This is a genomic window from Vibrio sp. 03_296 (assembly GCF_002265885.1).
On record NZ_NPKW01000127.1, the window covers coordinates 22,966 to 36,132 of the forward strand.

The window sequence follows — 13,167 nt, forward strand, 5'->3', positions numbered from 1 at the left end:
CCTCTCTGACCGATTAGAAGTACACACGTGCGTATGCATACGCATCTTGTGCCGCTTCACCCGTGTTCATTTCCAATGCAATCACGGTTGACTTGGTTGGTTTGTAGTTCACACCCAAGGTGCCCCAAACTCGCTCTTTACCCCAGCTGTTGTCTTTACCATCCCAAACATCGCTGGTGTTATCCCACTTCTCGTACTGTTCGAAGTTGTACGATGCGGTGAACTCCCACTGAGGGGTAAAGATGTACTTAGCCGACACAAGCGCACCTTTGTTTTCTTCCGTTTGGAAATTGTTGTAAACGTAGCTTTTCTCACCTGTTGTCGGATCGGTTGAGACCAAGGTTTTATCTTGAGCAATGTCTTCTTTCTCAAGGAAGGCGTTAAAGCCTAAATGGATCGCCTCTGTTACCGCAAAGCGCGCACCAAAACCAAGCAGCTGCTGTTCACCGTATTTCGACTTACCATCAGAGCCACCACGGCCTTCTAGACCAACCACCGCAGAGAAGCGCTCACCAAAGTAACCCAAGTAACCATTAACGATATCGCCTAGCTCAGAGCCCGATGACGATTTACCACCGTAGGTGTAAGACGCACCCACTTTGATGTCCGAGAAGAAACGACCTTCGTATTTAATGGTCACGTCTTGGTCACCCGCTTCACCAGTTTCTACCGTGGTATCAAACGTGAAGTCACCCCATTTGTCGTAGTCGTCAAAGGCGGTATCGGTTAAGCCCACTTCGATGTATTGGTTGAAATCGTTGCTTTCCAGCAAGTCATAGCCGAGGAACAATTTATCGATGCTCAGGACTAAATCACCCGATCCGTATTGCCAGTTTTCGCGCTCATAATCCAACTCTAAGCGATAGTGCATTCGGCCATTCTTGCCACGCACACCCATGGTTGCGAACGAGTCATCAATGTAGCTTTTCTCGTCGGTGTAAAACTCACCATACTCAAAGTTCGCACCAATGTGGCCACCCACACCCACCTCACCATACAGCTTGAGATAGTCTCCATTCTCATTTTCGTAGATGGTGGCGGCTTGCGCTGCGGACGCCATCAATAGCGAGGAGATCGCCATTGCCACTGCATTTCGTTTCAACATTGCTATTTCCTTGTATCTCGATATCCAATTTGGGAATTTGTTTGTATCGGTTAAACAGGGCTCTGTTATTTCAGTGATTGGCCAACGAAATAGATATCGGTCAAATTTTGGGCGCACAAAGCCAGTCACCTTATCTGAAGGCGACAACGGTTGGGGTTTAACCAGTACATTAATAAACTAGAGTAATGTCTCTATTTGGTGAAAAAAGAAAAGTGAGATGCAGTCTAAATGCGAAATGTTTCACAATTATAAAACTATTAATATGGGCTGATTTATATTTTCAACAGATAAAAGAATCAATATAAATAATATGAAATAAATTTAAATAAATTAGAGCTAGAACTCAGTTGCAACTATTGAGATGTGATATGAAACACAACTTATATTAGCAATATATAAATTAGTGAATTTATAATAATAAAAAAGGTCGCCTAATGGCGACCTTAAAATAGTCAAAAAATATGTCCGAATTAAGGGCGACCAACAAAGCCAACCACTTCGTATACTTTCTTTAGCGTTTCCGCTGCGCGTGCTGAAGCTTTGTCTGCCCCTTGGCGCATCACTTCGTTCATGTAGCCACGGTCTTCACGAATACGGTGATATTCCGCTTGAATCGGCTCGAGCATCGCCACCAATGCTTCACCGACATCCTTCTTGAATGGACCATACATTTCTACGCCTTGGTACTTGGCTTCAATCTCTTCAAAGCTCATGCCCGTCGCCGCAGAGTACAGTCCCATCAGGTTGGAAATGCCCGCTTTATTATCCCAATCGTGCGCAATGCGTGGCGGAGTTTCGGTATCAGTTTGCGCTTTGTTGATCTTTTTGATGATCGATTTCGGGTCTTCAAGCAGAGTGATGACGTTCTTACGGTTATCATCCGATTTCGACATCTTTTTCGTCGCATCCTGTAGGCTCATAACACGAGCGTTAACCGTTGGAATGTACGGCTCAGGAATGGTAAAAATTGGGTTTTCTGGCGAATAGATGTTGTTGAAACGGGTCGCGATATCGCGTGCCAGTTCCAAGTGCTGCTTCTGATCGCTGCCCACGGGTACTTGGTGTGCACCGTAAAGGAGGATGTCTGCCGCCATCAACACTGGGTAACCAAACAAACCAACGTTAACATCGTTGGCGTAACGGGCTGATTTGTCTTTGAACTGAGTCATACGGCTCAATTCACCCATTTGGGTATAACAGTTAAGAAGCCAACCAAGTTGAGCATGCTCTGGTACATGTGACTGAACAAATAGCGTGCTCTTCTTCGGATCAACACCAACTGCGAGACAAATGGCCAATGCATCGAGGGTCGCTTCATGCAGCGCTTTTGGATCTTGACGAACCGTAATCGCATGAAGATCTACCACACAGTATTGGCAATCATAGTCGTCTTGCATCTGTTGCCATTGACGTAGAGCACCCAAGTAGTTACCGATACTTAGTTCACCTGACGGTTGAACACCACTCAATACGATGGGTTTGCTCATGGGGATGATTCCTTTGACTTCTTAATCTAAATAAATGAAAAACCGTGCAGACTCAGCGCACGGTTTTCTCAGTGTACTCATTAGCGAGTATTTTTCTAGTGGTTTTCACCGCATTGAGCGGAGACGAATCGCACTTCAAGCAGAAACGAGCACCACATCAAGCAATTGCGCTAAGCTATCGGCAACGAAATCCGGCTTAGAGGCGGAAATGGGTTCGCCATGGTTGTAGCCATAGGTTAAACCAAACGAGGCACAACCCGCGTTTTTGGCTGCCAGAATATCGTTCTTAGAGTCGCCCACCATCAACATCTCGGTTGGCTGAATCTGGTGTTTTTCCATTAGCCAATTGAGTGCGATTGGGTTGGGTTTCTTCTCTGGGAATGAATCACCACCAAGCACATCGACAAAGTAGTCGGCAATGCCGTGCTGCTGCAACACATCCGGTACAAACTTGCTGGGTTTGTTGGTCACCAACGCTAAGGTGAAGCCCGCTTGGTGCAGCGCTTTCAGCGTTTCTTTCACCGTTGGATAGAGGTGGCTAAGCTTATGGCCAGTTTGCTGATAGAAATCATCAAACAGCTCACGCACCTCAGTTCTCAACTCATCACTCAACTCTGGGTTGATGGTTAAGCTTTGGCTCAGAGCACGACCAATCAGGATATCGGCGCCATTACCGACGTAATCGCGAACTTGCAGCTCGGTTACCCCCGGAAAGCCGACCGCACGTGTTGCTTGATCCGCCGCTACGGCCAAATCTGGCACACTGTCTAACAAGGTGCCATCAAGGTCGAAGGCGATTAATTTTATCTCTTGTTGAGTCATCACTACTTGGCTCACTAAACTTGGCTCACTAAAAACAAAGGATGGTCATTGCCATCCTTGTGTTCAATTTCATCCGCTCACTATACCGAAGTGGTTATTGTGATGCCAGTCTCTGACGCACCGCTTCAAACAAACAGATGCCTGAGGCCACGGAAACATTAAGGCTAGAAACCGCTCCTGCCATTGGGATTTTGATCAGGTCATCACAGGTTTCACGGGTTAAACGGCGCATGCCATCCCCTTCTGCGCCCATCACTATGGCCAAAGAGCCCGTCAGCTTCGCTTGATAGATATCGTGCGTTGCTTCACCCGCCGTACCCACAATCCAAATACCTTGCTCTTGCAGATGACGCATGGTGCGCGCCAAGTTGGTCACGCGCACCAAAGGCACCGTTTCTGCTGCGCCACACGCCACTTTACTGACGGTCGCGGTCATCGGTGCTGACTTGTCTTTCGGTACAATCACCGCCGCCACACCCGCGGCATCGGCATTACGCAGACATGCGCCAAGGTTGTGTGGGTCGGTTACACCATCCAGAATCAGCAACAGTGGCGAAGCATGCTTGGCCAAGATGTCATCCAGATCGTTCTCATTCAGCTGCTTAGCCGGTTTTACCCGTGCAATGATGCCCTGATGGTTTGCGCCGTGCGCTTTGTCATCTAGGGTTTTGCGTGTCATCTGTTGCAGTGACACGCCCACCATTTGCAGTTCATTGAGGATCGGCATCAGTCTGTCATCCTGACGCCCTTTTAGCACATAGGCTTCAATAAAACGCTCTGGCTCTTTGTCCAGAACGGCTCTTACAGCATGGATGCCGTAAATAAATTCATTACTCATGGGTTAACCTGTTTACTCGTAGAAGATACCAGACCGCTTACTCCGCTGCGTTTTGGCTGCGCTTGGCTTTCTTCGGTTTACTGTGTGGTTTTTTCTTCTGCGCTTTTTTCACTTTCTTTTTCTTGCCGTCTTTCTCTTCCGGACGTTTGGTCGGTTCGACGACAGGTTCGTGACGCATTGGCGCTTTCGATGCTCGAGCGACACCTTTTTTCTTCGCTTTGGCTTTCTCTTTTGCTTCCGCGACGCGCTTCTTCGCGGTTTTGCCTTCGCCGCGTAGCTTACGGCTTGTTCCCACCAATTCAAAGTCAATTTGCTTATCATTTAAGTTCACCGCCAGCACTTTCACTTTGACGGCGTCGCCTAAACGGTAAATGTGACCAAAGCTTTCACCGATAAGTCGTTGACCAATCGGATCAAATTGATAGTAGTCATTGGCCAGCGTCGAAATGTGCACCAAACCATCGATGTGCAATTCCGTCAGACGAACAAAGAAACCAAAACTGGTGACATTGGCAATCACCCCATCGAGTTCATCACCCACATGATCTTGCATGTATTCACATTTGAGCCAATCGGCAACATCGCGTGTGGCGTCATCGGCGCGGCGCTCGGTCATTGAACACTGCTCGCCATAGAAATCCATGTCATCGAATGAATAATGGAAGCCACCCGTTGGGGTCCAGCGGTCTTGATTCTGACCTTTCTCTTTGGCGATCAGGTATTTAATTGCTCGATGCAACAGCAAATCCGGATAACGACGAATGGGCGAGGTGAAATGCGCGTAGCGCTGCAACGCCAAACCAAAGTGACCAGCGTTATCTGCGTTGTACACCGCTTGCTTCATTGAGCGCAGTAACATAGTCTGGATCAGCTCTTTATCGGCACGTTCACCAATTTGCTTCACCAAATCCGCATAATCTGTCGGTGATGGCTCCAAGCCCCCTTTCAGATCTAAACCTAATTCACCCAAGAAATCACGGAAACCTTGCAAACGAAGCTCCCCTGGCGATTCGTGAATACGATAGAGCGCAGGCTCTTTGGCTTTTTCCACCAGCGAGGCAGAGGCAATGTTGGCCATGATCATACATTCTTCGATGATCTTGTGGGCATCATTGCGAATCACAGGCTCAATGCGGTCAATCTTACGCTCAGCGTTAAAGATGAACTTGGTTTCCACCGTTTCAAATTCAATCGCCCCACGCTGATCACGCGCTTCTTTTAGCACCTTGTACATCGCATGCAACTCTTCAAGGTGCGGCACCAATGGCGCATAACGATCACGCAGCTCTTCATCCCCTTCCAGAATTTGGCTGACTTTGGTGTAAGTTAAGCGGGCGTGGGAATTCATCACCGCTTCATAGTGCTTGTAACCTGACAGCTTACCGCTATCTGAAATGGTCATTTCGCACACCATACACAAGCGATCCACTTGAGGATTCAACGAACAGAGGCCATTGGACAGCACTTCTGGCAACATAGGAACGACTTGAGATGGGAAGTAAACCGAGTTACCGCGGTTGATCGCTTCTTTGTCGAGCGCCGAGTCAGGGCGAACGTAGTAGCTCACATCCGCAATCGCCACCCATAAGCGCCAGCCGCCGCCTTTTTTCTTCTCACAATAGACCGCATCGTCAAAGTCACGAGCGTCCTCGCCATCGATGGTGACCAGCGGCAGTTGACGTAAGTCCACGCGACCAACCTTCGCTTCTTCAGGCACTTCTTCGCCTAAGTTCGCGATCTGCTTATCGACTTCTTCTGGCCACTCATGAGGGATTTGGTGTGTACGAATGGCAATTTGCGTTTCCATGCCCGGCGCCATATTTTCGCCCAGTACTTCCACGACTTTACCCATCATGCTGCGTGAGCGAGCACCACGGTCAGTGATTTCAATCACCACCACGTTGCCCATACGAGCCCCCGCTTTGTGTTCATTTGGGATCAGGATATCGTGGCTGATGCGTGAGTCGTCGGCCACGACATAGGAATAGCCGTACTCAAGGAAAAAACGCCCAACGATTTGTGCTTTGCGCTCTTCCAACACTCGCACTAAACGTCCTTCCCTGCGGCCGCGCTTGCTGTTGTCCGTCGGTTGCACCAAAACGAAATCGCCATGAATCAAGGTCTTCATCTGATGATGAGGCAGCAGAATGTCATCGTCTTTGCTAACGCTGCCTTCTGGTCTTACCCAACCGTGGCCGTCTTTGTGACCAATCACGTACCCTTTAATCATTTCCAATTTTTCAGGTAAGGCATAGCATTGACGACGAGTAAAGACGAGCTGCCCATCGCGCTCCATTGCACGCAAACGGCGTCTTAGCCCTTCATATTGATCTTCGTCTTTTAACTGCAGTGCTTCGAACAAATCATTGCGATTCATCGGTACGCCAGCTTGTTCGAGAAACTCTAAAATAAACTCACGACTTGGAATGGGATTTTCGTAATTTTCTGATTCACGATCAGCAAAAGGATCGTTTTGAATAACGTCTGACATAGGCACGCCTATTTAGCAAGGAAGGTATGGTTGTAGTATATCTGACTCTGCTCATAAGCTACAGCCACGCGTCGCAGTTTCAGCAAATTAACACTTATTTTTCATAGTTTTTCATCATTCTTCTGATTCGTTTACATCTCCGTGCCAAGATCACAGAAGTATGCAAACCGAAGAGCAAACGTTTGCAATTCATCATGGATCTCTTACTATCGCGGCAAACTATACCGATGCCTGTTCCAAGGAAAATAGAATGCTGAAACGTAACGTAATTGCTGCTGCCATTGCAGGCATGAGCCTGTTTTCATCCATGAGTTCTGCCGCGCAACCTGCAGATCTTATGATCACCGATGCCATGATCCTCACCATGAACCAAGACAAAGTGGTGTATCAAAACGGCACTGTAGTGGTAAAAGAGAACAAAATCATCGCGGTGGGTGATGCGGATGTGGCAAAGCAGTATCAAGCAAAACAAGTGCTTGATGTCGATGGTGACATCGTGATGCCGGGCTTAATCAACACGCATACGCATGTTTCGATGACGGTATTTCGCTCGTTAGGTGACGATGTGCCAGACCGCCTGCATCGCTACATTTTCCCATTAGAAGCCAAACTGGTGTCACGCGATATGGTTCGCATCGGCGCAAATTTGGGGAACGTTGAAATGCTCAAAGGCGGCGTAACGACCTACGCAGATATGTATTACTTCGAAGACGAAGTGGCGAAAACGGTCGACCAAATTGGTATGCGTGCCGTGCTTGGCCAGAGTGTGATTCAGTTTCCTGTCGCCGATGCAAAAAACGCAGATGAAGGCATTCAATACGCTCTGAACTTTATCGACCAATACCAAGATCACCCAAGAATTACCCCAGCGTTTGCACCGCACGCGCCCTACACTAACACCACAGAAACGCTACAGAAAATTGCGAAGCTCTCGCTAGAAAAGAACGTACCTGTTTTGATTCACTTAGCCGAATCCACCCGTGAGCAAGAAAAGATTGCTGAACGCTCAAACGGTCTATCACCGGTGCAGTACATGCATCAAATCGGCGCATTGAATGCCAACCTCGTCGGCGCTCACATGATTTTGGTCGACGACAAAGACATTGAGTTAGTGAAGCAAGCAGATATGGGCGTGGCTCATAACATGAGTGCCAACATTAAATCTGCCAAAGGCGTCGCCCCAGCGCTCAAAATGTACGACGAAAACGTGCGTATTGGTTTGGGTACCGATGGTCCAATGTCGGGCAACACGCTCAGCACCATTGATGAGTTCAACCAAGTGGCGAAAGTCCACAAACTGGTCAATCACGATCGTGCGGCCATGCCACCACTAAAAGTGATCGATATGGCGACCATGGGCGCAGCAAAAGCGCTGCACATGGAAGATAAAATTGGTTCTCTTGAAGTCGGAAAACTGGCAGACATCATCGTTATCGATACCAAAGCGCCAAACATGGTGCCCGTATACAACCCATACTCTGCTTTGGTTTACTCAGCCAACAGCGGCAATGTGCGCCATGCCATTGTTGATGGCAAGCTGATCATGCAAGAGCGTCAAATCAACACGGTGAATGAAGAACAGATTCGCCAAGAAGCATTGGCCTTTACTGACATCGTCCGTAAAACCGTGCTCGACTCTGGCGAAGAGATTCGTTAACTCCCCCGACATTGGCAACAACAGTATGCTCTCTCTTTGGATAGGGCATACTGGCAACGGAAGCTAAGCTTTTTGCAGCAAGATCAGGAGCTCTGCATTGTCATCCAACAGATCAGCGATCGAGCAGTCATCCAACTCCGCCAAAAATGCCAACTTCGCACGATATAAGCGCTCCTTCAAACGGCATGCGGGCGTGATGTGGCAGAACTCCACCGAGCAATTGACAAGATCCAACGGTTCCAAATCTCGCACAACCTCGCCAACTAAAATCGTCTTCGCCGGACGATTCAAGCGAATACCTCCATTTTTTCCTCTTACGGTTTGGATGTAGTTTAACTGCCCCAAACGGTTGATCACCTTGACCATATGGTTACGTGAAACACCAAATAGCTCGGTCACATCGGTGATATTGGTCTGTTCATTATCCGGCAACGACGCGAGATAAATCAGGGTGCGCAAGGCGTAATCAGTAAAGCTCGTCAGTTGCATGGTGGGCTCCTCTATGGTGAAGAAAGTCTAAAACTTTTCTTGATTGAAAGATACATTTGAGATACAACTTTAAACATGCATTACAGATGCAACTTAAAATTAGACAAATCATCCTAATAGGAAGCCCGCTATGCTCAGCGAAAACACCATTAACATTGTCAAATCGACCGCCCCTCTGTTAGCAGAAACAGGACCAAAACTGACCGCCCATTTCTACCAGCGTATGTTTGAGCACAATCCTGAACTCAAAGATATCTTTAACATGAGTAACCAACGCAATGGTGACCAACGAGAAGCGTTGTTCAACGCCATCTGCGCCTATGCCAGCAACATAGACAATCTACCTGCACTCTTAGGTGCGGTGGAAAAAATCGCTCACAAGCACTCCAGCTTTTTGATCACTGCCGATCAATATCAAATTGTCGGTGGTCACTTGTTGGCAACCATCGATGAACTTTTCGCTCCGGGGCAAGCCGTGCTCGACGCCTGGGCTGAAGCTTATGGTGTGCTGGCGAATGTCTTCATTCAGCGAGAAGAGCAAATTTATCAAGACAACGAATCACAGACCGGCGGCTGGCGTGGCTTACGTGAATTTGAACTGATCGAAAAACGATACGAGAGTGCGCACATCTGTAGCTTTGTCTTTAAGCCCGTCGATGGTGGCGCTGTCGTTAGCTTCAAACCAGGCCAATACTTGGGAATTTACATCAACGATGAGCAGTTTGAAAATCAAGAAATTCGCCAATACAGCTTGTCGTCTTCTGTACGCCCTGATTGCTATCGCATTTCGGTGAAACGTGAAGAAGGCGGCCGAGTCTCGAGCTATCTGCACGATCATCTCGACGTTGGCAACAAAGTCAAACTCACAGCGCCAGCCGGTGACTTTTTCCTTAATGCCGCGCCAACGGCACCAGTCGTGCTTATCTCTGCGGGTGTCGGCCTCACGCCAACACTTTCTATGCTTGAAAGCCTAACCGAGCATCAAGCGCCGGTGACTTGGATTCATGCAACTGAAAATGGCCAACAACACGCATTTAAACAACACGTCAAACAATTGGTTGAAGCGCATACGCATTTCAATTCATTAGTTTGGTACAACCAACCAAACTCAGACGATAAGATCGGTGACGATTTCCAATTCAGTGGATGGGTAAACCTGCATGAGATTGAAACCGTCCTCAAACAAGCTGATGTGCAAGTGTACTTCTGCGGCCCTGTTGGCTTTATGCAGTTCATCGCCAAACAATTGCTTGAGATGGGAGTGCCTGAACAACAGTTCCACTACGAATGTTTTGGCCCTCACAAAGTGGTTTAGTACTAGAGTACGACAAGGTTCGGTGAACTCAACCACATAAGACACAAAAGCCCACCGAGTTGGTGGGCTTTGGCATTCAAAGAGAGAGTGATGACAAGGTATTACCAGAACGTATCTCGCCTTTTTGCTCGGGCGATAATATTCTCTGGCATGCGCTGCTCTAAACCTTGGCGCAGCATTGAAATTCGTTGGTGCTGACGTTGGTCAGCAGTGACTGAGTTGTAGAGCCAGCGATAGGCATCTTCGTAATCCAAAGGGCTGCCATAATCACGCAGCAGCAGTTCAGCAAGATGGATACGTGCATTCAGGTTACCCATGGCCGCCGCTTCGCGAAGGTAGGGAATCGCTCTTTCTTTGTCTTGTTGTACTAAGGTACCACGTGAATAGTAGCGCCCCAACTGCTCTAATGCAGCCGGTAACCCTTGGTGAGCTGAGTTTTCCATGTAGTAGAGCCCGAGTTCGACATCTTGCTCCACACAAACTCCCCACGCCAGCATATCGCCATAGAGGAACTCGTACGCTGGTAGGTTAATTCTCGTTGCCCGCGCCACGATATCTTCCACCAGCTGGCAGTTATCCGCGCGCACACGTTCAAGGTGCTTATTTTGCTCAATCAGCTTAATAAGCTCTGCTTCGGTATAAATCGGTACGGGCGCTCCGACTTCTGCGACATTCGCTTTAGAAAAAGGAGCACTCAACACCAACAGTAGCGAAGCAGCTACTGTTCGTAATCTCATATTCATCACTCTTTAATGTTTATCCTCAGCCAACGCGTCTCTTTGAAATCACAGGCTTGATAACATTATCGGCAAAAGACCGCTTAGCTTTAGACAAAAATTGCCGCTTATCGGCAATAGCTTGCCATAGCTAGTATAGTTTTTCACCAGCTTGAGTGCAGTGGAAAATGACTCCCATTAGAGAATACAAAAAACCGGCCAAGAGGCCGGTTTCGTTGTCACGTATATCGCGATTAAGATTCGAATGGATGAACCTTAACGATCGTTTCGTTGCGATCTGGACCTGTAGAAATGATGTCTACTGGTACGCCAGTCAACTCTTCAATACGCTTGATGTAGTTGATCGCCGCTTGTGGTAGATCTTCTAGAGATTTGGCACCAAAGGTGTTCTCAGACCAACCAGGCATGGTTTCGTAGATTGGCGTCACTTTCTCAAACGCTTCTGCCGCCATTGGAGAAACTTCGAGAACAGAACCATCTTCCATTTGGTAACCAGTACAGATTTTCAGTTCTTTCAAACCATCTAGAACATCAAGTTTGGTTAGACAGAAACCTGATACAGAGTTGATTTGGATTGCGCGGCGCATTGCAACAGCGTCAAACCAGCCAGTACGACGTAGACGACCCGTTGTTGCACCAAACTCGTGACCAACAGTACCTAGGTGTTTACCCACTGGATCTTGCTTTTCTTGACCATCGTAAAGCTCAGTTGGGAATGGACCAGCACCTACGCGAGTACAGTAAGCTTTTGCAATACCTAGGATATAGCCAAGGTAACGAGGACCAAAACCAGAACCTGCCGCAACACCACCAGCGGTTGTGTTAGAAGAGGTTACGTATGGGTAAGTGCCGTGGTCGATGTCTAGCAGTGTACCCTGAGCACCTTCGAACATGATTTTGTCGTCGCGCTTGCGTGCTGCGTCTAGTTCGTCAGTAACGTCGATAACCATTGAAGTCAGTAGCTCTGCATAGCCTTTCGCTTGCTCAAGCACTTCTTCATAGCTTACTGCTTCTGCTTTGTAGAAGTTAACTAGTTGGAAGTTATGGAACTCCATTACTTCTTTTAGTTTTTCTGCAAACGCTTCCATATCAAATAGGTCGCCAACACGTAGACCGCGGCGAGCCACTTTATCTTCGTATGCAGGACCAATACCACGGCCTGTTGTACCGATAGCTTTTTTACCGCGAGCAATTTCGCGAGCTTGGTCCATAGCAACATGGTAAGGAAGAATGAGAGGACAAGCTTCAGAAATGAATAGGCGTTCGCGAACTGGAATACCGCGCTCCTCAAGAGGTTTCATTTCTTTAATTAGCGCTTCAGGTGAAAGTACTACACCGTTACCGATAACACATTTTACGTTATCACGTAGGATACCTGATGGAATTAAGTGAAGTACGGTTTTAACACCGTCGATTACGAGTGTGTGACCAGCATTGTGACCGCCTTGGTAGCGAACCACATACTTTGCATCTTCAGTCAAAAGGTCAACGATTTTACCTTTACCTTCGTCACCCCATTGGGTGCCCAGAACGACTACGTTATTTGCCATCTTTCCAAGTCTGATTGATAGTTAAAAAAGGATTCTAGCACCGAATTAGGCATCTTGCAGTCATTTTTTGTGCACAGCGATCCCTTCCTTTCAGTCATTCCTCAGCACGGCCACTTTTGCCACCATCATATCACTGATAATATTTCACTTTATTTTCACTGCGGATTTATGCAATGTCGAACTCACTTTGGTTGGCGCTTGGGCTGGTACTGATTGTGGAAGGATTGGGGCCATTGCTGGCTCCGAGAGGGTGGCGAAATATGGTGGCACAATTAAGTGAGCAACCCGATAATCAGTTACGCCGCATTGGAGGTTGTCTTGTCGTGGCTGGTGCGGTTATCGCTTACATGATGAGTTAAGTTTCCCCTAAATACACCTGTTTTAGACAAGAAAAAAGGCTCCAATGGAGCCTCAGACTGCTGACAAAGGTCTAGCTTTCGAGCTAGACCTTTGATCTAATAGGGGTATCGAAATATGGATACTCCGATATGCTTCAAGAACCCACCCCGCAACAATACGAACTGGAAATGGTGACGATGGAACAGTTAGTTCCTAAAGACCATTTAGTGCGCAAAATCGATAATGCTATCGACTTTGAATTCATTCGTGATGAAGTCGCTCATCTTTATTGTAAAGATAATGGGCGTCCACCTGTTGACCCTGTTCGTCTCTTCAA

11 protein-coding genes and 1 pseudogene are annotated in these 13,167 nt (G+C 47.6%); 4 read left to right on the plus strand and 8 right to left on the minus strand.

Features of this window, described 5'->3' with window-relative positions; all coding sequences use genetic code 11:
* Positions 1 to 13: 13 nt before the first annotated feature.
* The 5 genes from CIK04_RS15600 to rnr form a co-directional block, all read right to left on the minus strand.
* Positions 14 to 1,105: a porin gene (locus tag CIK04_RS15600; RefSeq protein WP_039469915.1), complete on the minus strand. Its 1,092-nt coding sequence runs from the start codon at positions 1,103 to 1,105 to the stop codon at positions 14 to 16.
* A gap of 470 nt (positions 1,106 to 1,575) precedes the next feature.
* Positions 1,576 to 2,592: a tryptophan--tRNA ligase gene (trpS, locus tag CIK04_RS15605; protein ID WP_011151320.1), complete on the minus strand. Its 1,017-nt coding sequence runs from the start codon at positions 2,590 to 2,592 to the stop codon at positions 1,576 to 1,578.
* A gap of 135 nt (positions 2,593 to 2,727) precedes the next feature.
* Positions 2,728 to 3,414, minus strand: a complete 687-nt coding sequence (locus tag CIK04_RS15610; protein ID WP_097353452.1) for a phosphoglycolate phosphatase — start codon at positions 3,412 to 3,414, stop codon at positions 2,728 to 2,730.
* A gap of 94 nt (positions 3,415 to 3,508) precedes the next feature.
* A complete protein-coding gene (gene rlmB, locus CIK04_RS15615) occupies positions 3,509 to 4,252 on the minus strand; it encodes a 23S rRNA (guanosine(2251)-2'-O)-methyltransferase RlmB (protein ID WP_011079287.1) in 744 nt (247 codons plus the stop codon).
* Positions 4,253 to 4,289: 37 nt separating this feature from the next.
* A complete protein-coding gene (rnr, locus tag CIK04_RS15620; protein ID WP_097353453.1) occupies positions 4,290 to 6,743 on the minus strand; it encodes a ribonuclease R in 2,454 nt (817 codons plus the stop codon).
* Between the two features lie 250 nt (positions 6,744 to 6,993).
* On the opposite strand from rnr, the gene CIK04_RS15625 reads away from it, so the two are divergent.
* The gene (locus CIK04_RS15625) at positions 6,994 to 8,400 is read left to right on the plus strand and encodes an amidohydrolase (RefSeq protein WP_045589513.1); all 1,407 of its coding nucleotides are present in this window, start codon (positions 6,994 to 6,996) and stop codon (positions 8,398 to 8,400) included.
* Between the two features lie 63 nt (positions 8,401 to 8,463).
* On the opposite strand, the gene nsrR is transcribed toward CIK04_RS15625, so the two are convergent.
* Positions 8,464 to 8,889, minus strand: a complete 426-nt coding sequence (gene nsrR, locus CIK04_RS15630) for a nitric oxide-sensing transcriptional repressor NsrR (RefSeq protein ID WP_038939556.1) — start codon at positions 8,887 to 8,889, stop codon at positions 8,464 to 8,466.
* A gap of 130 nt (positions 8,890 to 9,019) precedes the next feature.
* Between nsrR and hmpA the strand changes: the two genes are divergently transcribed.
* Positions 9,020 to 10,204 carry an NO-inducible flavohemoprotein gene (hmpA, locus tag CIK04_RS15635; RefSeq protein WP_097353454.1) on the plus strand — a complete coding sequence of 395 codons (1,185 nt, stop codon included), beginning with the start codon at positions 9,020 to 9,022 and terminating at the stop codon, positions 10,202 to 10,204.
* 101 nt (positions 10,205 to 10,305) lie between these two features.
* Here hmpA and CIK04_RS15640 read toward each other — a convergent pair whose 3' ends face one another.
* Both CIK04_RS15640 and CIK04_RS15645 read right to left on the minus strand, forming a co-directional pair.
* Positions 10,306 to 10,941: a tetratricopeptide repeat protein gene (locus tag CIK04_RS15640; RefSeq protein ID WP_026130583.1), complete on the minus strand. Its 636-nt coding sequence runs from the start codon at positions 10,939 to 10,941 to the stop codon at positions 10,306 to 10,308.
* Between the two features lie 233 nt (positions 10,942 to 11,174).
* Positions 11,175 to 12,491, minus strand: a complete 1,317-nt coding sequence (locus CIK04_RS15645) for an adenylosuccinate synthase (RefSeq protein WP_097353455.1) — start codon at positions 12,489 to 12,491, stop codon at positions 11,175 to 11,177.
* Between the two features lie 173 nt (positions 12,492 to 12,664).
* On the opposite strand from CIK04_RS15645, the gene CIK04_RS15650 reads away from it, so the two are divergent.
* Both CIK04_RS15650 and CIK04_RS15655 read left to right on the plus strand, forming a co-directional pair.
* Positions 12,665 to 12,850 carry a DUF2065 domain-containing protein gene (locus CIK04_RS15650; RefSeq protein ID WP_017789728.1) on the plus strand — a complete coding sequence of 62 codons (186 nt, stop codon included), beginning with the start codon at positions 12,665 to 12,667 and terminating at the stop codon, positions 12,848 to 12,850.
* A 129-nt stretch (positions 12,851 to 12,979) separates the two neighbouring features.
* Positions 12,980 to 13,167 (plus strand): annotated as a pseudogene (locus tag CIK04_RS15655) (IS5/IS1182 family transposase); the annotation flags it as partial.